Origin of the sequence: Escherichia sp. E13S3 (genome assembly GCF_004212325.1) — a bacterium.
Lineage (GTDB): Bacteria > Pseudomonadota > Gammaproteobacteria > Enterobacterales > Enterobacteriaceae > Escherichia.
Genome location: NZ_RHJR01000007.1, coordinates 88437 through 112765 on the forward strand (window position 1 = coordinate 88437; position 24329 = coordinate 112765).

Sequence of the window (24329 nt, forward strand, 5' to 3'; positions counted from 1 at the left end):
AATGATGCGCTATTCTACAGAATGCTGACATAGCACTCGCTTTCAATGCCGGATGCTGAACTACCGCATTATCCGCTCAGGGAGCTCGTGGAAACGCAATAAATTGACGTTTCCACCCAGGCCAGACAAGCGTAGCGCATCAGACAATTTGGCCGTTGTCAGCAGTCTCTCTTTTCACTTAACTGATTAGCGATCAGCCACCATTTTTTAACGCTTCAAGATACTCCCAACGTTCAAAAGCCTGCTCCAGTTCCTGTTCAGCGGCAGTCAGATCAGCGAGCACTTTTTGCGTATGCTCATGGGGCTGGCTGAAGAAAGAGGCATCTGCCACCTGCGCCTGTAAGGCTTCCAGTTTTGCTTCCAAATCTTCAAGCAGTTGCGGTAGCTGTTCTAATTCGCGCTGCAATTTATAGCTTAGTTTGCTACTGCTGCGTTTTACAGTTTCTGCTTTCGGCGCAGCTACTTCTTCGTTTTTTTTCACCGCAGGCTGTTTTAACGCCACATACTGTTCTTGCTGTCCGCGCGCGTCGTGATAACCGCCGACATAACGGCCAATTTTGCCGCCACCTTCGAAGATCCAGCACTCTGTTACGGTATTATCAACAAACTGACGATCGTGACTAACCAACAATACTGTACCCTGGTAGCTGTCGATCAGCTCTTCAAGCAGTTCCAGCGTTTCAACATCGAGATCGTTGGTCGGTTCGTCGAGGATCAGTAAGTTACTGGGTTTCAGGAACAGACGCGCCAAAAGCAGACGGTTACGTTCCCCGCCAGAGAGCGCGCGCACCGGCGTCATCGCCCGTTTCGGATGGAACAGGAAGTCCTGTAAATAACCCAGTACATGGCGCGGTTTACCATTAACCATCACCTCTTGCTTACCTTCAGCAAGGTTATCCATCACCGTTTTGTCGGGATCGAGTTCCGCACGGTGCTGGTCAAAATAGGCGACTTCCAGTTTAGTGCCGACGTGAATGCGTCCGCTGTCCGGCTGAAGTTGACCAAGCATCAGTTTCAGCAGCGTGGTTTTGCCACAGCCATTCGGGCCAATCAGGGCAATTTTATCGCCACGTAGTACCTGGGCAGAAAAATCTTTCACCAGTTGCTTACCGTCAACCTGGTAGCAAACGTCTTCCATTTCGAAAACGATCTTACCGGAGCGACTGGCCTCTTCTACCTGCATCTTTGCGGTACCCATAACTTCGCGACGTTCACCGCGTTCGCGACGCATTGCTTTCAGCGCACGCACGCGGCCTTCATTACGGGTACGACGCGCTTTGATCCCCTGACGGATCCACACTTCTTCCTGTGCCAGTTTGCGATCGAACTCGGCATTTTGTAGTTCTTCCACGCGCAGGGCTTCTTCTTTTTCCAACAAATACTGGTCGTAATTACCCGGATAGGTCACCAGCTTGCCGCGATCGAGATCGACAATACGCGTCGCCATATTGCGAATAAATGAACGGTCGTGGGAGATGAAAATAATCGTACCGTTGAACGTTTTCAGGAAACCTTCCAGCCAGTCGATGGTTTCAATATCCAGGTGGTTAGTCGGTTCATCGAGCAGCAACACGCGCGGATTACTCACCAGCGCTCGCCCTAATGCGGCTTTACGCAACCAGCCGCCGGAAAGCGACGACAGCGCAACATTAGGATCTAATCCCAGCTGTGCCAGCACTTCGTTGATGCGGTTTTCCAGCTGCCACAGGTTGTGGTGATCCAGCTGTTCCTGAACCTTCGCCAGTTCGTTGAGATTTTTCTCGCTCGGGTCGTTCATCACCAGGCGCGAAATATCGTGATAGCGTTTCAGGTATTCCGCTTGTTCTTCAATGCCTTCGGCAACGAAATCATAAACGCTACCCTCAACGTTACGCGGTGGATCCTGCTGCAAACGCGCAACAATCAGATCCTGCTCGTAAATAATGCGACCGTCATCCAGCCCCTGTTCACGGTTGAGGATTTTCATTAACGTCGATTTGCCTGCACCGTTACGGCCCACCAGACAAACACGTTCGTTATCTTCGATATGCAGTTCTGCGTTATCGAGAAGCGGCGCGTCGCTGAACGACAGCCATGCGCCATGCATACTGATTAATGACATTACTATTCCTTTCAGGCTGCGGTAATCAGCCAGCAGTTGTGGATCTGGCGGTTACGGGCGAAATCCTGGGAGAGCGTTTTTTGCGTAATTTCTTGTGATTTCAGTCCCAGTTTCGCCAGGCCGTCGAGATCCATACGGAAGCCGCGTTTGTTGTTCGAGAACATGATCGTCCCACCTGCACGCAGCAGACGTTTCAAATCTTTCATCAGCGCCAGATGATCGCGCTGAACATCAAACGCATCTTCCATTCGTTTTGAGTTAGAGAAGGTTGGCGGATCGATAAAGATCAGATCGAACTGTTCATTTGCCTCACGCAGCCACGCCAGGCAATCGGCCTGAATCAGGCGATGCGCACGCCCGGTTAGGCCATTCAGACGCAGGTTGCGTTCTGCCCACTCCAGATAAGTACGCGACATATCCACGGTGGTGGTGCTGCGTGCGCCGCCTAATCCCGCATGCACGGTGGCGCTACCGGTATAGGAGAACAGGTTGAGGAAATCTTTGCCTTTGCTCATCTGACCGAGCATACGACGGGCGATACGGTGATCGAGGAACAGACCGGTATCGAGGTAATCCGTCAGGTTCACCCACAAGTGAGCGTTATATTCGGTAACTTCCAGAAACTCGCCCTTCTCGCCCAGTTTCTGGTACTGGTTTTTGCCCTTCTGGCGTTCACGGGTTTTCAGTACCAGTTTGTTTGGCGCAATCCCCAGTACCGAAATAGTTGCAGCGATAATATCGAACAGACGCTGACGCGCTTTGTGCGCATCAATGGTTTTTGGTGGCGCATACTCCTGCACCACCACCCAGTCGGCATAACGGTCAACAGCAACGTTATATTCCGGCAGATCGGCGTCATACAGGCGGTAACATTCAATTCCTTCCTGGCGAGCCCACTTCTCGAATTTTTTGAGGTTCTTACGCAGACGGTTGGCGTAGTCCTCCGCTGCCATTGCCGGTTTGCTGTCTGGTGTGCTTTCGGCAACGTGGTAGTTTTTCTGTACGCAGTCCAGCGGGCCGTTTTTCGCCTTGTACTGTTTGTCTGCACGCAACTGCAGGCAACTTAACAGATCCGGCGAGGCACTGAATAAAGAGAGATTCCAGCCGCCGAACTGATTTTTCATGATTCGGCCCAGCAGGCTATGCAGCGCAATCAGCGCCGGTTCGCTGTCCAGACGTTCGCCGTATGGCGGGTTGCTCAACACTGTACCGTACGGCCCTTTCGGCAGAGGATTGGTCAGTTGCGCGACATCTTTCACTTCAAAAGTGATCAGTTCGCCAATCCCCGCAAGACGGGCGTTAGTGCGCGCACGTTGAATCACCCGCGCATCGCTGTCGGAACCGTAGAAATGAGAGTTGTACTCAGCCAGACCTTTACGGGCGCGGGTTTGCGCTTCCGCTTTTACTTCTTGCCAGATAGCTTCATCATGTTGCGCCCAGCCACTAAAGCCCCAACGCCCGCGGTGCAAGCCCGGTGCGCGGTCGGTCGCCAGCATCGCCGCTTCGATCAGCAACGTACCAGAACCACACATTGGATCGAGCAGCGGTGTTCCTGGCTGCCAACCGGAACGCATCACAATTGCCGCCGCCAGAGTTTCTTTGATCGGCGCAATACCCGCACGATCACGATAGCCGCGCAGATGCAAACCATCTCCACTTAAATCGAGAGCGATGCTGGCGGTTTCTTTATTTAGCCAGACGTTCACGCGGATATCCGGCGCATCGCGATCGACATTCGGGCGCGGCAGATTCTTACGGGTGAAAGCATCAACGATCGCATCTTTGACTTTCATCGCGCCGTACTGGCTGTTGCGGATGGTGTCATTCAGACCGCTGAAGTGGACAGCAAAGGTCGCGCCAGGATTAAACATCTCTGTCCAGTTGATCGCCTGAACGCCGAGATAAAGGTCTAAGTCGCTGTAAACCTTACACTCGCCCAGCGGCAACATAATACGCGAGGCCAGGCGACTCCACATCAGGCTCTGGTAAACAAGCCGCGTGTCGCCCTTGAAATGGACCCCACCCTGAACCACCTGGCATTCAACGGCCCCCAGGTTTTCGAGTTCAGTTTTTAACAGCTCTTCCAGCCCACGGGCCGTACTGGCAAACAGAGAATTCATATCGTCACTTTTACTCTAAGGCCTACCGCAGTAGGCGTAATTGTTGCAGTCAGTTTGGACATGGACAGCACGGAGAAACCGGAACGTACACCAGTACGTGAGGATTTCGAGCACTGCCCAGGGCTAAACTGACAAATAAAATAGCCTAACGGGATAGGCACTAAGAAAATTGTTGCGCATTATAGCTAATAAGCGCGTCATGTCATAAAGTTGAGGGCTTATTTTCATTTGAGGACCGCACCGTGACGACATTAACCCGGCTTTTTATTCATCCTGTTAAATCGATGCGCGGCATCGGTCTGACACATGCTCTGGCTGATGTCAGCGGTCTGGCCTTCGATCGCATCTTCATGGTCACAGAACCTGACGGTACGTTTATTACTGCCCGCCAGTTTCCGCAAATGGTGCGGTTTACCCCTTCGCCCGTGCATGACGGCTTACATCTCACCGCGCCAGATGGCAGCAGCGCATACATCCGTTTTGCTGATTTCGCTATGCAGGACGCGCCAACCGAAGTGTGGGGTAACCATTTTACTGCACGCATTGCGCCAGATGAGATCAACAAATGGTTAAGCGGCTTTTTCTCCCGTGAAGTGCAACTGCGCTGGGTAGGACCGCAGATGACACGGCGCGTAAAACGCCATAACACTGTACCCTTGTCGTTTGCTGATGGCTATCCGTATCTGCTCGCTAATGAAGCCTCACTGCGTGATGTGCAGCAACGCTGCCCGGCAAGTGTAAAAATGGAGCAATTTCGCCCCAATCTGGTGGTTTCCGGCGCGGCAGCCTGGGAAGAAGATACCTGGAAAGTGATTCGCATTGGCGATGTGGTGTTTGACGTGGTAAAGCCCTGCAGCCGCTGTATTTTCACCACTGTCAGCCCGGAAAAAGGACAAAAGCATCCGGCAGGCGAACCGTTAAAAACGCTGCAATCATTCCGCACTGCCCAGGATAATGGCGATGTCGATTTTGGTCAGAATTTAATTGCCCGCAATAGTGGCGTTGTTCGTGTTGGTGATGCAGTGGAAATTCTTGCAACTGCACCGGCGAAAATCTACGGCGCGGCAGCCGCAGACGATACTCTCCCGACAACGCAGCAAATGGATGCAAATGTAGATATCGACTGGCAAGGACTGGCATTTCGCGGTAATAATCAACAGGTTTTGTTGGAGCAATTAGAAAATCAAGGGATTCGGATCCCCTATTCTTGCCGCGCGGGCATATGCGGAAGTTGTCGGGTTCAGCTTCTGGAAGGCGAAGTCACCCCGCTGAAAAAATCAGCTATGAGCGACGACGGGACAATTCTTTGCTGTAGTTGTGTACCGAAGACTGCATTGAAACTGAAAGGTTAAACGGCCTGTTCAAGGCTGAAGCTGTCATAACTCATATGAGGTTTCAGTCTGTCATTCATAATTTTGATGGCGTCACCCAGTTGCATGGCGCGACCAGCGATGACAACACAAGGCTGCGCAAGGAGACACAGCGCGGCATTTTCGCCAGATTCAACAACCAGCAGGCTGACTTGTTCATTGGTATCGCTTAACCAGACACAGGCTGCATCACCCGGCACTGGCGACCACATTTCACCATGAGAAACAAAATGCCAGCTTTTCGGCATTTGCGGTTTGAGATAACGAACTGCCACCAGCGCATTAAGCACCAGTTCAGCTTTTTGTTCTTTTGATAAGTTAAGGTCGCGGCATTTTTCTTCAAACGAGAAATAGAGCGCGGCGTCATCAACGCAGAATCCCGCTGGAGAAAAGGCATCTGGTGTCAACATTTTGCGCGCAAAACGTGAGCGAAATAGCATGCCATTGGCTAAATCAAGCATCATTCGATCATGCTCTTCATCATAATACCAACGCCAGTTATCGTCTGGTTTAATTCGCATATGCTTCTCCTCTACCCTATAAATCCACTGCAACATATTCCATTGTCGCTTCGCTTAATAACCTCAACAAAAAAGTACAAAATGTCTAAATAAGTAACAGCAATGAATATAAAACAACCAGGGCTGAAAATAAAGCCCTGATTATCTTATAAAGAGAAAATGAAAGAAATAATTAGATATGGTTAACGATTTCTTTAATCAGCGGCGGACCTTTAAAAATAAAACCGGAATAAATTTGCACCAAAGAAGCCCCTGCAGCTATCTTCTCGCGAGCAGCAATTACCGAGTCAATACCACCAACACCAATAATCGGTAAGCGACCGTTTAATTCCTGCGACAAGCGACGAATAATTTCCGTACTTTTTAATTGTAAAGGACGACCACTTAAGCCACCGGTTTGATCACAATTTTTCATGCCCTGAACCAAAGAACGATCGAGTGTCGTATTAGTTGCAATGACGCCATCAATATTATGGCGAACTAAACTATCGGCAACCTGGATCAACTCTTCTTCAGAAAGATCCGGCGCGATCTTCACTGCTATTGGTACATATTTATGGTGGTGCGCTTGCAGATCATTTTGTTTATTTTTAATTGCCGTTAATAAATCATCCAGAGCTTCGCCATATTGCAGAGTGCGTAATCCCGGGGTATTTGGTGATGAAATATTGATGGCAATATATCCTGCATAGGCGTAGATTTTTTCCATACAAATCAGATAGTCATCTTTGCCTTGCTCAACCGGCGTATCTTTATTTTTGCCGATATTGATTCCCAGAACACCGTCGTAGTGGGCTTTTTTAACGTTCTCTACGAGGTTATCAACGCCGAGGTTATTAAAGCCCATACGGTTTATTAAACCTTCAGCATCGACCAGGCGAAAAAGACGCGGTTTGTCGTTTCCTGGTTGTGGACGCGGGGTAACAGTACCGATCTCGATCGATCCAAATCCCATTGCACCAAGGGCATCAATACACTCCCCGTCTTTATCAAGACCGGCAGCCAGGCCAAGCGGGTTTTTAAAGGTCAGTCCCATACAGTTAACCGGCTTCGCTGGAACATTTTGCCGAACAAGCGCTTCAAAGGGTGTTCCGGTGATGCGGCGTAATTGCTGAAAAGTAAACTCGTGTGCGCGCTCTGGATCGAGCTGGAAAAGGGCTTTACGAACGAAGGGGTAGTACATGAACTCTCCTGGATTCCCGGTGTGCAAACCGGGGGCGTATTATGTGCGAGTTCGCAGCAAAAGGGAATTGACCTGCGGCAATAAATAGCAAACGTTTTCTTGTTGCGCCTTTTTTATGCTTTTTTTGGCTTTCCTTCTTCAGATAAATCATTTCGACTCACGAACGCCCTCTGTCAGACTGACCGAATTGTTATCAATGTTAACAAAACAAGAACAATTGGTTATAAGGAGAGAGTATGCGTGTCATCACCCTGGCGGGTAGTCCTCGCTTTCCTTCCCGCTCCAGTTCCTTACTGGAATTTGCGCGGGAAAAACTGAATGGCCTGGATGTTGAGGTTTATCACTGGAATCTGCAAAACTTCGCCCCGGAAGATCTGCTCTATGCCCGTTTCGATAGTCCGGCACTCAAGACCTTCACCGAACAGCTGCAACAGGCCGATGGACTGATAGTCGCTACACCTGTGTATAAAGCCGCCTATTCTGGCGCGCTGAAAACCCTGCTCGACCTGCTGCCAGAACGTGCGTTGCAAGGCAAAGTGGTGCTGCCGCTGGCGACGGGCGGAACGGTGGCTCATCTGCTGGCGGTCGATTACGCCCTTAAACCGGTTTTAAGCGCGCTGAAAGCCCAGGAGATCCTGCACGGCGTGTTTGCCGATGACTCTCAGGTGATTGATTACCAGCACAAGCCGCTATTCACGCCAAATCTGCAAACCCGTCTTGATACCGCCCTGGAAACTTTCTGGCAGGCGCTGCACCGTCGGGATATTCAGGTTCCTGACCTTCATTCTCTGCGAGGTAATGCCCATGCGTAACATCATTAAACTGGCGCTGGCGGGATTACTTAGCGTCTCAACACTTGCAGTTGCCGCAGAGTCTTCGCCAGAGGCGTTAAGGATTGGCTATCAGAAAAGCAATATCAGTTCGGTACTGGCGAAAAATTACCAAATGCTGGAAAAACGCTATCCGCAAACAAAAATCTCGTGGGTGGAGTTTCCCGCAGGTCCGCAAATGCTGGAGGCGTTAAACGTTGGCAGTATTGATCTCGGCAGTACGGGGGATATTCCACCCATCTTTGCTCAGGCCGCCGGGGCTGATTTGGTGTACGTGGGCGTCGAGCCGCCAAAGCCTAAAGCCGAAGTGATTCTGGTGGCAGAAAACAGTCCGATCAAAACCGTAGCCGATCTTAAAGGTCACAAAGTTGCCTTTCAGAAAGGTTCCAGTTCGCACAACCTTTTACTGCGCGCCCTGCAACAGGCCGGGCTTAAATTCACCGATATCCAGCCCACTTACCTGACGCCCGCCGATGCCCGCGCCGCGTTCCAGCAAGGTAACGTCGACGCCTGGGCTATCTGGGATCCCTACTACTCCGCCGCGTTATTACAGGGCGGCGTGCGGGTGTTGAAAGACGGCACCGATCTCAATCAAACCGGATCGTTTTATCTGGCCGCTCGTCCCTATGCAGAAAAAAACGGCACCTTTATTCAGGGTGTGCTCACAACCTTTAGTGAGGCCGATGCGTTAACCCGCAGCCAGCGCGAGCAAAGCATCGCTTTACTGGCAAAAACAATGGGCTTACCGGCTCCGGTAATTGCCTCGTATCTGGATCATCGTCCTCCCACCACCATCAAACCGGTTAACGCCGAGGTTGCCGCCTTACAGCAGCAAACGGCAGATCTGTTTTATGAAAACCGTCTGGTGCCGAAAAAAGTCGATATTCGCCAGCGCATCTGGCAGCCCACGCAACTGCAAGGAAAACAATTATGAGTCTGAATATGTTCTGGTTTTTACCGACCCACGGTGACGGGCATTATCTGGGAACGGAAGAAGGTTCACGCCCGGTTGATCACGGTTATCTGCAACAAATTGCGCAAGCGGCGGATCGTCTGGGCTATACCGGTGTGCTAATTCCAACGGGGCGATCGTGTGAAGATGCGTGGCTGGTGGCGGCGTCGATGATCCCGGTGACGCAGCGGCTGAAGTTTCTTGTCGCCCTGCGCCCCAGCGTAACCTCACCTACCGTTGCCGCCCGCCAGGCCGCCACGCTTGATCGTCTCTCTAACGGACGCGCGTTGTTTAACCTGGTCACAGGCAGCGATCCACAAGAGTTGGCAGGCGACGGCGTATTCCTCGACCATAGCGAGCGTTACGAAGCTTCGGCGGAATTTACCCAGGTCTGGCGACGTTTATTGCTGGGCGAAACGGTGGATTTCAACGGCAAACATATTCATGTACACGGAGCCAAACTGCTCTTCCCGCCGATTCAACATCCGCATCCTCCCCTTTACTTTGGCGGCTCGTCAGATGTTGCCCAAGAGCTGGCGGCAGAACAGGTTGATCTCTACCTCACCTGGGGTGAACCGCCGGAACTGGTTAAAGAGAAAATCGAACAAGTGCGGGCGAAAGCTGCCGCGCATGGACGCAAAGTTCGTTTCGGTATTCGTCTGCATGTGATTGTTCGCGAAACCAACGACGAAGCGTGGCAGGCCGCCGAGCGGCTAATCTCGCATCTTGATGATGAAACTATCGCCAAAGCACAGGCCGCATTCGCTCGGACGGATTCCGTAGGACAACAGCGAATGGCGGCGTTACATAACGGCAAGCGCGACAATCTGGAGATCAGCCCCAATTTATGGGCGGGCGTTGGCTTAGTCCGCGGTGGTGCCGGGACGGCGCTGGTGGGCGATGGCCCGACGGTCGCCGCGCGAATCAACGAATACGCCGCGCTTGGCATCGACAGCTTTGTGCTTTCGGGCTACCCGCATCTGGAAGAATCGTATCGGGTTGGCGAGTTGTTGTTCCCGCATCTGGATGTCGCCGTCCCGGAAATTCCCCAGCCACAACCGCTGAATCCGCAAGGCGAAGCGGTGGCAAATGATTTTATCCCCCGTAAAGTCGCGCAAAGCTAAGGAACAAAATAATGGCAACGCCAGTGAAAAAGTGGTTATTGCGCGTTGCCCCCTGGTTTTTACCGGTGGGCATCGTGGCGGTGTGGCAACTGGCCTCGTCAGTTGGTTGGCTGTCGACGCGTATTTTGCCCTCACCGGAAGGGGTGGTGATGGCGTTCTGGACGCTCTCCGCCAGCGGCGAATTGTGGCAGCATCTGGCGATCAGTTCCTGGCGGGCGCTGATTGGCTTTTCAATTGGCGGATCGCTGGGCTTGATTCTGGGACTGATTAGCGGGCTGTCACGCTGGGGAGAACGGCTGCTGGATACCTCAATTCAGATGTTGCGCAACGTGCCACATCTGGCGCTGATCCCGCTGGTGATTTTGTGGTTTGGCATTGATGAATCCGCAAAAATCTTTCTGGTGGCGCTCGGTACGCTATTCCCCATTTATATCAACACCTGGCATGGCATCCGTAATATCGATCGCGGGTTGGTGGAAATGGCGCGTAGCTATGGATTATCCGGCATACCGCTGTTTATCCATGTGATCCTGCCTGGTGCCCTGCCCTCAATTATGGTCGGCGTGCGTTTTGCGTTGGGCCTGATGTGGCTGACGCTGATTGTTGCCGAAACCATTTCTGCCAATTCAGGCATTGGTTATCTGGCGATGAATGCGCGGGAGTTTTTGCAAACGGACGTGGTGGTAGTCGCTATTATTCTTTACGCCCTGCTCGGCAAACTTGCTGACGTCAGCGCGCAGCTGTTAGAGCGCCTCTGGTTGCGCTGGAACCCGGCTTATCATTTGAAGGAGGCCACGGTATGAATACTGCTCGTCTGAACCAGGGCACACCATTGTTGCTCAATGCAGTAAGCAAACATTACGCGGAAAATATCGTCCTGAACCAACTGGATTTACATATTCCGGCAGGTCAGTTTGTGGCGGTGGTGGGCCGCAGCGGTGGTGGCAAAAGTACCCTGCTGCGCCTGCTGGCCGGGCTGGAAACGCCAACCGCAGGCGATGTGTTGGCAGGCACCACACCGCTGGCTGAAATTCAGGAAGACACGCGAATGATGTTTCAGGATGCGCGTCTGCTGCCGTGGAAATCGGTGATTGATAACGTTGGGTTAGGCCTTAAAGGTCAGTGGCGCGATGCCGCGCGTCGGGCGTTGGCTGCGGTAGGACTGGAGAATCGCGCCGGGGAATGGCCTGCCGCACTTTCAGGCGGGCAGAAACAGCGAGTGGCGCTGGCAAGGGCGCTGATTCATCGACCGGGTTTATTGTTGCTTGATGAACCACTCGGTGCGCTGGACGCTTTAACGCGACTGGAGATGCAGGATTTGATTGTGTCACTTTGGCAGGAGCACGGCTTTACCGTACTGTTGGTGACGCATGATGTGAGCGAAGCGGTGGCGATGGCTGACCGGGTGCTGTTAATTGAAGAAGGAAAAATTGGTCTGGATTTGACGGTGGATATCCCCCGTCCGCGCCGGTTAGGATCAGTGCGATTAGCGGAGCTGGAAGCGGAAGTGTTGCAACGGGTGATGCATCGTGGGAATTCTGAACAACCGATTCGGCGTCAAGGTTAATATGCCGGATGCGGCGCACAAAACCAGCAGTTTCAACGGGTTTGTAGGCCTGATAAGACGCGTCAAGCGTCGCATCAGGCAGTTGGACACGGTTGCCGGATGCGGCGTGAACGCCTTTTCCGGCCTACAAAACCAGCAATTTCAACGGGCTTGCAGGCCTGATAAGACGCGTCAGCGTCGCATCAGGCAGTTGGACACGGTTGCCGGATGCGGCGTGAACGCCTTTTCCGGCCTACAAAACCAGCAATTTCAACGGACTTGCAGGCCTGATAAGACGCGTCAGCGTCGCATCAGGCATGTTTGTATCAAGTCAGAGCTTTGGTGATCTTCTCGTACAGATCGCCAGAGAGATTTTCCAGCCCTTTCAACTGTTCCAGCGCCGCGCGCATTTTCTCCTGACGTTTGGCATCGTAACGTTTCAGGCGAATCAACGGCTCAATCAGACGTGAAGCCACCTGCGGGTTACGGCTGTTCAGGTCGGTAAGCATTTCCACCAGGAACTGGTAACCGCTGCCATCTTCGGCATGGAACGCTGCCGGGTTGCTGCCCGCAAACGCGCCAATCAACGAACGAATACGGTTCGGGTTACTCATGGTAAATGAGCGATGCTGCAACAGGCCTCGCACCGTCTCCAGCACATTCGCCGCCGGGCTGGTAGCTTGCAGGATAAACCATTTATCCATCACCAGACCGTCCTGATGCCACTTATCGTCATATTCCTGCATCAACTTGTCACGGCATGGCAACTGCGCAGCAACCGCCGCAGAGAGCGCCGCCAGCGCATCGGTCATATTGTTCGCTTCGTGGAACTGCTTGCTCACCAGCACATCAGCCAGATGCGTTTCACCAAAAGCGAGGAAGCGCAGGCAGGCATTACGCAGAGTGCGTTTCGCAATATCTTCATGCTCAACGCGATACTCGCTCTGGTAATTCGCGTTATAGATTGCCAGCAGCTCATCCGCCAGTTCAGTCGCCAGAGTACGGGTGAGTGCTTCGCGCACTTCGGCAATGGCAATCGGATCAATGATATCGAACAGTTCCGCCATTTCATTGACGGAAGGCAGCGTGAGGATTTCTGCCGCCAGTGCCGGGTCAATCTTCTCATCGAGTAGCACCGCGCGGAAAGCGTCAGCCACATGCACCGGCAGAGACAGCAGCTGCCCTTGCTGATGACGGGCGACGTTTAGCTTGATGTAGGTTGCCAGCAGGCTTTGCGCCGCATCCCAACGGGAGAAATCATTACGCGCATGACGCATCAGGAAGGTCAGTTGCTGATCGCTCCACTTATATTCCAGTTTCACTGGCGCAGAGAATTCGCACAGCAACGCAGGCACCGGCTGGAAGTAGACATTATCAAAGACAAAGGTCTGTTCCGCCTGGGTGACGTTCAGCACGGAATTGACCGGATGACCGCCTTTCTGCAACGGGATCACTTTGCCTTCGTTATCATACAGTTCGATGGCAAACGGAATATGCAGCGGCTGTTTTTCTGCCTGATCCGGTGTGGCTGGCGTGCGCTGGCTGATGGTCAGGGTGTACTGCTCAGTTTCCGGATTGTAGTCGTCTTTGACGGTCACAACTGGCGTGCCGGACTGGCTGTACCAACGGCGGAAATGGGAGAGATCGACATTCGACGCATCTTCCATTGCCTGAACAAAGTCGTCACAGGTCGCTGCACTGCCATCATGGCGCTCGAAATAGAGCTGCATCCCTTTCTGGAAGTTTTCTTCGCCCAGCAGGGTGTGGATCATACGAATCACTTCCGCGCCCTTCTCGTAAACGGTCAGGGTGTAGAAGTTGTTCATCTCAATAACCATGTCCGGGCGGATTGGGTGCGCCATCGGGCTGGCATCTTCCGCAAACTGCAATCCGCGCATGGTGCGCACATTATTGATACGGTTTACCGCGCGGGAACCAAGGTCAGAGCTGAATTCCTGATCGCGGAAGACGGTTAAACCTTCTTTCAGGCTGAGCTGGAACCAGTCGCGGCAGGTCACACGGTTACCGGTCCAGTTGTGGAAATACTCGTGACCAATAACGCGCTCAATATCAAGGTAATCTTTATCGGTGGCGGTGTCGGTGCGCGCCAGCACATATTTGGAGTTAAAGATATTCAGACCTTTATTCTCCATTGCGCCCATATTGAAGAAATCCACCGCAACAATCATATAGATGTCGAGGTCATACTCCAGGCCGAAGCGTTCTTCATCCCACTTCATGGAGTTTTTCAGCGAGGTCATCGCCCACGGAGCGCGATCAAGGTTGCCGCGATCGACATACAGTTCCAGCGCTACTTCGCGACCAGAACGCATGGTGAAGGTGTCGCGCAGTACATCAAAGTCGCCTGCCACCAGCGCAAACAGGTAGCACGGTTTCGGGAACGGATCCTGCCACTGCACCCAGTGACGTCCATCTTCCAGCTCGCCTTGCGCAACGCGGTTACCGTTGGAAAGCAGGAATGGATATTTGGTTTTATCGGCAATAATTTTGGTGGTAAAACGCGCCAGCACGTCCGGGCGGTCAAGATAATACGTAATATGGCGGAAACCTTCGGCTTCACACTGGGTGCAAAGCGCATCGCCTGACTGATAAAGTCCTTCCAGCGCGGTATTCGCTGCCGGACTAATTTCATTAACAATCTTGAGCGTAAAACACTCCGGTAAATTACTGATGACCAGTGCGCCCTCTTCTTCTTTCCAGGCGGTCCATGGCTCATCATTAATATGAATAGAAACCAGTTTAAGATCTTCGCCATCAAGACGAAGCGGTGCATCTGATGCACCGTGACGGACAGCCTGGCTGACTGCGGTAACTACCGTCTTTTGCGCGTCCAGGTCAAAGGTCAAGTCAATATCAGTAATCTGGTAATCCGGCGCACGATAATCGTGACGGTATTTGGCTTGTGGCTGTTGAGTCATAAATAACCTTTAGCATCTTTTATAGAGTCTGGTGTTCAGTCTATTCCTGTTGCGTAAATCTCGCTACGCAGAATCTTCATCTTTTCAGGTACAAACGCTTTTATTGCTACATTTGTATAACATACACAGCGCAACGCTATCGACCATAAAGGTGGCATATGGTGTGATCGGGGTTCAATAAATTGCGAAACAAGGTATACTCCAGCAGTTTCCTAAGATGTTTATTGTACTAAACGCTCCCGTAAGAGGACGCTACTGCGCACCTATGACACAATTCGCTTCTCCTGTTCTGCACTCGTTGCTGGATACAGATGCTTATAAGTTGCATATGCAGCAAGCCGTGTTTCATCACTACTATGATGTGCATGTCGCGGCGGAGTTTCGTTGCCGTGGTGACGATCTGCTGGGTATTTATGCCGATGCTATTCGTGAACAGGTTCAGGCGATGGAAAACTTGTGCCTGCGGGATGATGAATATCAGTGGCTCTCTGCCCTGCCTTTCTTTAAAGCCGACTATCTCGACTGGCTGCGTGAATTTCGCTTTAATCCGGAACAGGTCACTGTTAGCAACGATAACGGTAAGCTGGATATTCGTTTAAGCGGTCCGTGGCGTGAAGTCATCCTATGGGAAGTTCCTTTGCTGGCGGTCATTAGTGAACTGGTACATCGCTATCGCTCACCGCAGGCCGACGTTGCGCAAGCCCTCGACACACTGGAAAGCAAATTAGTCAACTTCTCGGCGTTAACCGCCGACCTTGATATGTCGCGCTTCCATCTGATGGATTTTGGCACTCGCCGCCGTTTTTCTCGCGAAGTACAAGAAACCATCGTTAAACGCCTACAACAGGAAAAGTGGTTCGTTGGCACCAGTAATTACGATCTGGCGCGTCGACTTTCCCTCACGCCGATGGGAACCCAGGCACACGAATGGTTCCAGGCACATCAGCAAATCAGCCCGGACCTTGCCAACAGCCAGCGAGCTGCACTTGCTGCCTGGCTGGAAGAGTATCCCGATCAACTGGGGATTGCGTTAACCGACTGTATTACGATGGATGCATTCTTACGTGATTTCGGCGTGGAGTTTGCCAGCCGCTATCAGGGCTTGCGTCATGACTCTGGCGACCCGGTAGAATGGGGCGAAAAAGCGATTGCACATTATGAGAAACTGGGGATTGATCCGCAAAGCAAAATACTGGTTTTCTCCGACAATCTGGATTTACCTAAAGCGGTTGAGCTTTATCGCCACTTCTCTTCTCGCGTGCAATTAAGTTTTGGCATTGGCACACGCCTGACTTGTGATATTCCTCAGGTAAAACCCTTGAATATCGTGATTAAACTGGTGGAGTGTAACGGTAAACCGGTGGCGAAACTTTCTGACAGCCCTGGCAAAACTATCTGCCATGACAAAGCGTTTGTCCGCGCGCTACGTAAAGCATTCGACCTTCCGCACATTAAAAAAGCCAGTTAATATCATCAGGGAGCCATAACGGCTCCCTTTTTTGCCTTTTATTCCGAAATCTTTTGTCCCATCTGCGAATTCTGCTTGTCTGATTGCAGATGCCAGGTAACATAGGTATCCCCCCATTGACGGGTGGACAAGTGTTTATTTTTTCCGACTATTAACAGAGAGAATATTATGAGCGTTGTGCCTGTAGCCGACGTACTCCAGGGCCGCATAGCCGTTGACAGCGAAGTCACCGTGCGCGGATGGGTACGTACCCGCCGAGATTCAAAAGCTGGCATCTCCTTCCTCGCCGTTTATGACGGTTCCTGCTTTGATCCTGTACAGGCTGTCATCAATAATTCTCTGCCCAATTACAATGAAGACGTACTGCGTCTGACCACCGGTTGCTCGGTCATTGTGACGGGTAAAGTCGTGGCATCGCCGGGCCAGGGGCAACAATTTGAAATTCAGGCCAGCAACGTTGAAGTTGCCGGTTGGGTTGAAGATCCAGACACTTACCCGATGGCCGCAAAACGCCACAGCATCGAATATCTGCGTGAAGTCGCTCACCTGCGTCCGCGTACCAACCTGATTGGCGCAGTAGCACGCGTTCGCCACACGCTGGCACAGGCACTGCATCGCTTCTTTAACGAGCAGGGCTTCTTCTGGGTTTCTACGCCGCTGATTACCGCGTCCGATACCGAAGGCGCTGGCGAAATGTTCCGCGTTTCAACGCTGGATCTGGAAAACCTGCCGCGTAACGATCAGGGCAAAGTGGATTTCGACAAAGACTTCTTCGGTAAAGAGTCTTTCCTGACCGTATCCGGCCAGTTGAACGGCGAAACTTATGCCTGTGCGCTGTCGAAAATTTATACCTTCGGCCCGACCTTCCGTGCTGAAAACTCCAACACCAGCCGTCACTTGGCGGAATTCTGGATGCTGGAGCCAGAAGTCGCGTTTGCTAACCTGAACGATATCGCCGGTCTGGCTGAAGCCATGCTGAAATATGTCTTCAAAGCAGTTCTCGAAGAACGCGCTGACGACATGAAATTCTTCGCTGAACGCGTGGACAAAGATGCTGTCAGCCGTCTGGAACGCTTCATTGAAGCCGACTTTGCGCAGGTTGATTACACCGACGCAGTGACCATTCTCGAAAACTGCGGCAGGAAGTTTGAAAACCCGGTTTACTGGGGCGTCGATCTCTCTTCTGAGCACGAGCGTTATCTGGCGGAAGAACACTTTAAAGCACCGGTAGTGGTTAAAAACTATCCGAAAGACATTAAAGCGTTCTATATGCGTCTTAACGAAGACGGTAAAACCGTTGCCGCAATGGACGTTCTGGCGCCGGGTATCGGTGAGATCATTGGTGGTTCGCAGCGTGAAGAGCGTCTGGACGTGCTGGACGAGCGCATGCTGGAGATGGGCCTGAACAAAGAAGATTACTGGTGGTATCGCGATCTGCGTCGCTACGGTACCGTTCCACATTCCGGTTTCGGTCTTGGCTTTGAACGCCTCATTGCCTACGTGACCGGCGTACAGAACGTGCGTGACGTGATTCCTTTCCCACGTACCCCGCGTAACGCCAGCTTCTAATTCACTTCCTGAAAGAGCCAGCGTGCGCTGGCTCTTTTTTTATCCCCTTCTGTCAAGTTATCTGTTTGTTAAGTCAATCAATCTATTTGCAACCCCTCAAGGCCCCTCTTCCTGTTACGGAATATTTCTCTGAAATATTTGCGAACAAAAAATTAACCCACAGTCTTATTGCGGATTAGCAATTTCTTAGCTGATAGCACAATTTTTATACTTATTTTTGGCTTTCTGGACGCCTGAAAGCGTGATTCAGTGTGACTGCGGGGATAAATGATCAGAAAGAAAATTTTCGTTTAGTTAATTTAAATATAAGGAAATCATATAAATAGATAAAATCCACTGCAAATATCATTAAAGTCCAATGGAAATATGACGGCGTTCACAAAGTTCCTTAAATTTTACTATTGGTTACACATTTTTGCTTTTTGTAACTATATCTTTATCTTTGTAGCACTTTCACGGTAGCGAAACGTTAGTTTGAATGGAAAGATGCCTGCAGATACATAAAACACCAAACTCTCATCAATAGTTCCGTAAAGATTCATTGACAGAACTTATTGGCGGCAGTGGCAGGTGTTATAAAAAAAACCATGAGGGTAATAAATAATGATGAAGCGCAATATTCTGGCAGTGATTGTCCCTGCTCTGTTAGTAGCAGGTACTGCAAACGCTGCAGAAATCTATAACAAAGATGGCAACAAAGTAGATCTGTACGGTAAAGCTGTCGGTCTGCATTATTTTTCCAAGGATAACGGTGAAAACAGTTACGGTGGCAATGGTGACATGACCTATGCCCGTCTTGGTTTTAAAGGGGAAACTCAAATCAATTCCGATCTGACCGGTTACGGTCAGTGGGAATACAACTTCCAGGGTAACAACTCTGAAGGTGCTGACGCTCAAACTGGCAACAAAACCCGTCTAGCATTCGCTGGTCTGAAATACGCTGACGTAGGTTCTTTCGATTACGGTCGTAATTACGGTGTTGTTTATGACGCACTGGGCTACACCGATATGCTGCCAGAGTTCGGTGGTGATACTGCATACAGCGATGACTTCTTCGTTGGTCGTGTTGGCGGCGTTGCAACTTACCGTAACTCCAACTTCTTTGGTCTGGTTGACGGCCTGAACTTCGCTGTTCAGTACCTGGGTAAAAACGAGCGTGATACTGCACGACGTTCTAACGGCGACGGTGTTGGCGGTTCCATCAGCTACGAATTCGAAGGCTTTGGTATCGTTGGTGCTTATGGTGCAGCTGACCGCACCGACCTGCAAGAAGCTCAGCCTCTCGGCCAGGGTAAAAAAGCTGAACAGTGGGCAACTGGCCTGAAGTATGATGCAAATAACATCTACCTGGCAGCAAACTACGGTGAAACCCGTAACGCTACCCCGATCACTGGTGGCTTTGCCAACAAAACGCAAGACGTTCTGTTAGTTGCGCAATACCAGTTTGACTTTGGTCTGCGTCCGTCCATCGCTTACACCAAATCTAAAGCGAAAGACGTAGAAGGCATCGGTGATGTTGATCTGGTGAACTACGTTGAAGTGGGCGCAACCTACTACTTCAACAAAAACATGTCCACCTATGTTGACTACATCATCAACCAGATCGATTCTGACAACAAACTGGGCGTAGGTTCTGATGATACCGTTGCTGTAGGTATCGTTTACCAGTTCTAATAGCAGACCTCTTTGTTAAATGCCGAAAAAACAGGACTTTGGTCCTGTTTTTTTATGCCTTCCAGAGCAATCTCACGTCTTGAAAAAACAGCCTGCGTTTTCATCAGTAATAGTTGGAATTTTGTAAATCTCCCGTTACCCTGATAGCGGACTTCCCTTCTGTAACCATAATGGAACCTCGTCATGTTTGAGAACATTACCGCCGCTCCTGCCGACCCGATTCTGGGCCTGGCCGATCTGTTTCGTGCCGATGAACGTCCCGGCAAAATTAACCTCGGGATTGGTGTCTATAAAGATGAGACGGGCAAAACCCCGGTATTGACCAGCGTTAAAAAGGCTGAACAGTATCTGCTCGAAAATGAAACCACCAAAAACTACCTCGGCATTGACGGTATTCCTGAATTTGGTCGTTGTACTCAGGAACTGCTTTTTGGTAAAGGTAGCGCCTTAATCAATGACAAACGCGCACGTACAGCCCAGACCCCAGGTGGTACCGGTGCATTACGTGTAGCTGCCGATTTCCTGGCAAAAAATACCAGCGTTAAGCGTGTGTGGGTGAGCAACCCAAGCTGGCCAAACCATAAGAGCGTATTTAACTCTGCGGGTCTGGAAGTTCGTGAATACGCTTATTACGATGCGGAAAATCACACTCTGGACTTCGACGCTTTAGTTAACAGTCTGAACGAAGCTCAGGCTGGTGACGTTGTCCTGTTCCACGGCTGCTGCCATAACCCTACCGGCATCGATCCTACACTGGAGCAATGGCAAACACTGGCACAGCTTTCTGTTGAGAAAGGCTGGCTGCCGCTATTTGACTTTGCTTACCAGGGTTTCGCCCGTGGTCTGGAAGAGGATGCTGAAGGTCTGCGCGCTTTCGCGGCTCTGCATAAAGAGCTGATCGTCGCCAGTTCCTACTCTAAGAACTTTGGCCTGTACAACGAGCGTGTTGGCGCTTGTACTCTGGTTGCCGCAGACAGTGAAACTGTCGATCGTGCATTCAGCCAGATGAAAGCAGTAATTCGCGCAAACTATTCTAACCCACCGGCTCACGGGGCTTCGGTTGTTGCCACGATCCTGAGCAACGAGGCTTTGCGTGCGATCTGGGAACAAGAGCTGACCGATATGCGCCAGCGCATTCAGCGTATGCGTCAGTTATTTGTTAATACACTGCAGGAGAAAGGCGCAAACCGCGACTTTAGCTTTATCATCAAACAGAATGGTATGTTCTCTTTCAGTGGCCTGACAAAAGAACAGGTACTGCGTCTGCGTGAAGAGTTTGGCGTGTATGCTGTTGCTTCTGGTCGCGTAAACGTGGCCGGAATGACGCCAGATAACATGGCGCCGCTGTGCGAAGCGATTGTGGCTGTGCTGTAAGCGTTAAAACCAATGCAGCCCGCTGAAAGCGGGCTGAGACTGATGACAAGCGCAACATTGCCTGATGCGCTACGCTTATCAGGCCTACGCGTCCCCTGCAATATTTTGAATTTGCACGATTTTGTAGGCCGGATAAGGCGCTCGTGCCGCATCCGGCATAAACAAAGCGCACTTTGCCAGAAATCCAGGCCCGCATTAAAAGCGGGCTTTTTTATGCGCTTTTACCAGACGGGCATTTCGTCTTGCAGGAAGGGATTATGCAGGCGCTCATAACCAAGAGTGGATAATGGTCCGTGACCTGGAATAAATGTCACGTCATCCCCCAATGGCAGCAATTTATCTTTGATTGAAGAAATCAGTTGATTGTGATCGCCTCGTGGGAAGTCACTGCGCCCTACTCCGCCTTTGAAAAGGACGTCGCCAGAAATCAACAGTTTTGCCTGATTATCAAAGAAAACCACATGGCCTGGCGTATGCCCTGGGCAATGTAACACCTGTAAAGTCACATTCCCTATGCTGATAGTGTCGCCTTCATTCAGCCAGCGATCTGGCGTTAATGGCTTACACTCTTCCAGGCCAAACATGCGACTCTGCGCAGGCAAGCCTTGCAGCCAGAACTCATCTTCTTTTTCCGGGCCAAGCACTGGCACGCCGTAGTGTTGTGCCAGTTCCGCCGCTGCGCCAACGTGGTCCAGATGACCATGCGTCAGCAGGATCTGCATTAGCGTCAGGCCGCTGGCGTCAACTTCCTGTTTGATTTTTTCCACATCGCCGCCCGGATCGACCAGTGCCGCCAGGCGAGTTTGCTCACACCAGATCAATGAACAGTTCTGGGAAAATGCGGTGACCGGAATAATACGATAGTTCATACTGCCCCTGTTTCGTTAAGCGATTGTTACCAGTGCCGCGCTGGCCCGGTATCAATATGCACAAAGTTACTGCGTGGGTAATATCCTACACCACCTGCGCGCATAGATAACGCTGCTTTGCGTATATTGCTTAACGCAATACCTTCAATATGGAAGTCCATCGCCTGCCCTTTAGTGTGATAGCTTTTCTTTGCTACTCCACGGCTGTGGGCGCGTAATTCATTATTGGTGTCAATAGAACGGTAGCCAGAAATCAGCTGTACTGGCTTGCGAGTGCCTAACAACCCTTGCAGGCGATATAACTGGTCGAATAATCCTGGGTCGATGGACCTTATTTTGTTCGCGCGGAAATCGCGGAAAAAATGGTTTAGTTTTGCCAATTCTTCCTGAATATAGCCTCTGCCATCGAAAAACTCCGCCTTAATTGACTCTCCGGTATGGAGATTGTTAAGTGTCAAAATGCGCGGACGTGGGGTAGAGAGTGTCGCAAATGAAGGCGTCGGCAGGATGGCGGCACCAAGTGCAACGCCACCAAGCGCCAGTAATTTGCGGCGATTAGCGTCGAATTTGTCCATGATAATCAAGTCTACAGGTCAATGTTATCGTTTATATGCACTTCTGGCGCACAAGAGGCACCTTAACCGCCCATAAAGCTGACGTCAAGATGACTCACCCCCAGCAGCGACGGGGGCTACAGAGAATAGCCCCCGAACATGCCAATTATTACGACAACAGATTTTCCCGAACTACTTCATTTATCTGATTAATTGTTCCGCTTTTGAGACAATTTGCGAGCTGGATCGTGCAGGCAGATCATAATTGTAAATATCTGTACGATATTGGGTACGACCATCTGCACCAACAAAGGCGGTCAGATAGTAAAGATTAACCGGTATCGATTGACGAATATTAACGTAACGGGTATCACCCCGCTTCAGAGCATCGGAGATACGCTTGTCATTCCAGCCAGCATCCTGCAGCAGCATGTTTGCCAGATCCGACGCCTTGTTCACCCGCACACAGCCAGAACTCAACGCGCGCGTTTCACGTTTGAAAAGATTGTGATTCGGCGTGTCATGCAAATAGATAGCGTCTGAACTCGGCATATTAAATTTATACCGTCCTAGCGAATTTCGCGGACCAGGAGCTTGCTGGAAGCGGAACGGCAAATTCGATGCGGTTATCGTCGACCAGTCAATCTGCCACGGGTCAAGCGCATCTTTGCTGTTCCAGCCGCGCATCACCGTATAGCCATGACTTTCCAGATAACCAGGATCGTTACGCACCTTTGGCAGAATATCTTTGCGTGCCAGCGTCGGTGGTACGTTCCACGGCGGGTTTACCACCACATTGTTTAAGGCACTACTCATCATCGGCGTTTTGCGATCGGGACGACCGACAATGACCCGTGAATCCAGCACTTGATTGCCGTTCTGATAATAGACCAGCGAATAGGCCGGAATGTTAACCATGATGCCAGTAGAAAGCTCGGATGGCAGCAAGCGCAATCGCTGGATATTGAGCGCCAGCACGCCCGCTCGCTGTGCAGGCGTGACGTTTAACCAGTCTCGCGTTGCCGGGCCAATAGAGCCATCTGCTCCTAAGCCTTGCCATGCCTGAAAACGTTTCACGGCTTCCACCAGCTCATTATCATAAGCAGCTCGGACGGCTGGCGCAGGTTTACTGCGAGCTGTAGTTTGCTTATCCATCGGCTTAGTTTCGGCTGTTTCGATTGCAGCGGCAGACGGACTAACTACCGCGCCTGTCGATGTTTCATCGCCCGGCAGTGCTATTTTCGGCCCACCTTCGAGCATACCTGTACGCTGCAAAATCTCGCGCAGCGCCGGGACGTCGTTACTCCATTGACCAGGGCGTAGCGTTGCTTTACCGGTCAGTTGCGGCCACGGTTTGGAATCACTCAATAAGGTCAGCAAAGATTCATGCATTGCTGAATATTGCGGATGCTGTGGTGCCAACCCTGAGACAAACGTGGTCAATTGACCGTTATCCAGCGCCACCTGCCAATGGTTAATGACCGAGAGCGGCGGTGTTGAGAGCGCATAAGGTTTACTGCTGTACAGCCAGCGGGTACCTTTGACCGGAATGTTTGCGACGAAATGGAGATACCCCATCATTGCATCCGATAGCACCACATCGCGCGCCATACCGTTAACGCCAGGGTCAGTCAGTAACTCCACCCATTTGTTAAACTGCGGTTGAAAACCGGCAATCGCCACTTCCGCCAACTGCTGCTGGAAAGCTTTAACTGCATCACGATTTTCCCACATCGGCTGCATATCGCGTGCTGCATACAAGAGTTGAAGCTGGTTAAGATAAACCGGCTTATAACCTGCAGGTAATTGTGATTCAATTTGCGTGCGGGCCTTTTCTGCCGCACCTTCAGGTAGCGGTTGGATCCCCGCCATTATTGCCGTGGCTTGCGCCTGCGGCAGTACATCTCCCTGTTCACTTACAGCCACCGGGCTGTCACCAGGGATAACCTCAGGCTCATCAGCCTGCACACTGAACAGTGGAGCGAATGTTACGGCCAGGCACAAACTGATTGCCGAAAGCCGACGACCACACATCATGTTAAGCAACATCCCTTGCCCCCTGTTTTTATCATACTCTGAATAGCCAGGCTGTTTTATCTTAACTGCCTTTACAACGCCAATACTCATGAAAGTAT

At 51.2% G+C, this 24329-nt stretch carries 18 protein-coding genes; 10 read left to right on the plus strand and 8 right to left on the minus strand.

Features of this window, described 5'->3' with window-relative positions; translation table 11 throughout:
* Positions 1-193: 193 nt before the first annotated feature.
* Together D9597_RS08450 and rlmKL are read right to left on the minus strand one after the other, a co-directional pair.
* On the minus strand, positions 194-2101 hold the full coding sequence (locus D9597_RS08450) for an ABC transporter ATP-binding protein (RefSeq protein WP_130222102.1): 1908 nt from the start codon (positions 2099-2101) through the stop codon (positions 194-196).
* 11 nt (positions 2102-2112) lie between these two features.
* On the minus strand, positions 2113-4221 hold the full coding sequence (gene rlmKL / locus D9597_RS08455) for a bifunctional 23S rRNA (guanine(2069)-N(7))-methyltransferase RlmK/23S rRNA (guanine(2445)-N(2))-methyltransferase RlmL (RefSeq protein ID WP_130222103.1): 2109 nt from the start codon (positions 4219-4221) through the stop codon (positions 2113-2115).
* A 242-nt stretch (positions 4222-4463) separates the two neighbouring features.
* On the opposite strand from rlmKL, the gene ycbX reads away from it, so the two are divergent.
* Positions 4464-5573 (plus strand): 6-N-hydroxylaminopurine resistance protein YcbX, encoded by a 1110-nt coding sequence (gene ycbX, locus D9597_RS08460; protein ID WP_130215781.1) that lies wholly within the window; start codon positions 4464-4466, stop codon positions 5571-5573.
* On the opposite strand, the gene zapC is transcribed toward ycbX, so the two are convergent.
* Positions 5570-6112, minus strand: a complete 543-nt coding sequence (gene zapC / locus D9597_RS08465) for a cell division protein ZapC (RefSeq protein ID WP_064528385.1) — start codon at positions 6110-6112, stop codon at positions 5570-5572. The genes ycbX and zapC overlap by 4 nt on opposite strands.
* 172 nt (positions 6113-6284) lie before the next feature.
* Positions 6285-7295: a quinone-dependent dihydroorotate dehydrogenase gene (gene pyrD / locus D9597_RS08470; RefSeq protein ID WP_130205367.1), complete on the minus strand. Its 1011-nt coding sequence runs from the start codon at positions 7293-7295 to the stop codon at positions 6285-6287.
* A gap of 236 nt (positions 7296-7531) precedes the next feature.
* On the opposite strand from pyrD, the gene ssuE reads away from it, so the two are divergent.
* Genes ssuE through ssuB form a run of 5 tightly spaced genes read left to right on the plus strand, consistent with a single transcriptional unit; the run spans position 7532 to position 11768 of the window.
* Positions 7532-8107 (plus strand): NADPH-dependent FMN reductase, encoded by a 576-nt coding sequence (gene ssuE / locus D9597_RS08480; RefSeq protein WP_130222105.1) that lies wholly within the window; start codon positions 7532-7534, stop codon positions 8105-8107.
* The gene (gene ssuA, locus D9597_RS08485; RefSeq protein WP_130222106.1) at positions 8100-9059 is read left to right on the plus strand and encodes an aliphatic sulfonate ABC transporter substrate-binding protein SsuA; all 960 of its coding nucleotides are present in this window, start codon (positions 8100-8102) and stop codon (positions 9057-9059) included. Before ssuE ends, ssuA begins: the two co-directional genes overlap by 8 nt.
* Positions 9056-10201, plus strand: coding sequence for an FMNH2-dependent alkanesulfonate monooxygenase (gene ssuD / locus D9597_RS08490; protein ID WP_130222107.1), 1146 nt, complete (start codon positions 9056-9058; stop codon positions 10199-10201). Before ssuA ends, ssuD begins: the two co-directional genes overlap by 4 nt.
* A gap of 11 nt (positions 10202-10212) precedes the next feature.
* Entirely contained in the window at positions 10213-11004 is a 792-nt protein-coding gene (ssuC, locus tag D9597_RS08495; protein WP_000235189.1) for an aliphatic sulfonate ABC transporter permease SsuC, read from the plus strand.
* Positions 11001-11768: an aliphatic sulfonates ABC transporter ATP-binding protein gene (gene ssuB, locus D9597_RS08500; RefSeq protein ID WP_130222108.1), complete on the plus strand. Its 768-nt coding sequence runs from the start codon at positions 11001-11003 to the stop codon at positions 11766-11768. Before ssuC ends, ssuB begins: the two co-directional genes overlap by 4 nt.
* A 305-nt stretch (positions 11769-12073) precedes the next feature.
* Here the strand turns inward: ssuB and pepN are convergent, their stop codons facing one another.
* Positions 12074-14686 (minus strand): aminopeptidase N, encoded by a 2613-nt coding sequence (gene pepN / locus D9597_RS08505; protein WP_130222109.1) that lies wholly within the window; start codon positions 14684-14686, stop codon positions 12074-12076.
* A gap of 265 nt (positions 14687-14951) precedes the next feature.
* Between pepN and pncB the strand changes: the two genes are divergently transcribed.
* The 4 genes from pncB to aspC all read left to right on the plus strand — a co-directional run bounded on the left by pncB (position 14952) and on the right by aspC (position 20771).
* Complete coding sequence (pncB, locus tag D9597_RS08510) at positions 14952-16154, plus strand: nicotinate phosphoribosyltransferase (protein ID WP_130205357.1); 1203 nt, start codon at positions 14952-14954, stop codon at positions 16152-16154.
* A gap of 168 nt (positions 16155-16322) precedes the next feature.
* A complete protein-coding gene (gene asnS, locus D9597_RS08515) occupies positions 16323-17723 on the plus strand; it encodes an asparagine--tRNA ligase (protein ID WP_130215767.1) in 1401 nt (466 codons plus the stop codon).
* A 603-nt stretch (positions 17724-18326) separates the two neighbouring features.
* Positions 18327-19397 (plus strand): porin OmpF, encoded by a 1071-nt coding sequence (ompF, locus tag D9597_RS08520; protein WP_130205353.1) that lies wholly within the window; start codon positions 18327-18329, stop codon positions 19395-19397.
* 183 nt (positions 19398-19580) lie between these two features.
* Positions 19581-20771, plus strand: a complete 1191-nt coding sequence (aspC, locus tag D9597_RS08525) for an aspartate transaminase (protein WP_130205351.1) — start codon at positions 19581-19583, stop codon at positions 20769-20771.
* A 221-nt stretch (positions 20772-20992) separates the two neighbouring features.
* Here aspC and gloC read toward each other — a convergent pair whose 3' ends face one another.
* The 3 genes from gloC to ldtD all read right to left on the minus strand — a co-directional run bounded on the left by gloC (position 20993) and on the right by ldtD (position 24243).
* Positions 20993-21640 carry a hydroxyacylglutathione hydrolase GloC gene (gene gloC, locus D9597_RS08530; RefSeq protein WP_130222110.1) on the minus strand — a complete coding sequence of 216 codons (648 nt, stop codon included), beginning with the start codon at positions 21638-21640 and terminating at the stop codon, positions 20993-20995.
* A gap of 26 nt (positions 21641-21666) precedes the next feature.
* Entirely contained in the window at positions 21667-22215 is a 549-nt protein-coding gene (locus D9597_RS08535) for a YcbK family protein (protein WP_130205347.1), read from the minus strand.
* 180 nt (positions 22216-22395) lie between these two features.
* A complete protein-coding gene (ldtD, locus tag D9597_RS08540; RefSeq protein WP_130222111.1) occupies positions 22396-24243 on the minus strand; it encodes a L,D-transpeptidase in 1848 nt (615 codons plus the stop codon).
* Positions 24244-24329 lie beyond the last annotated feature (86 nt).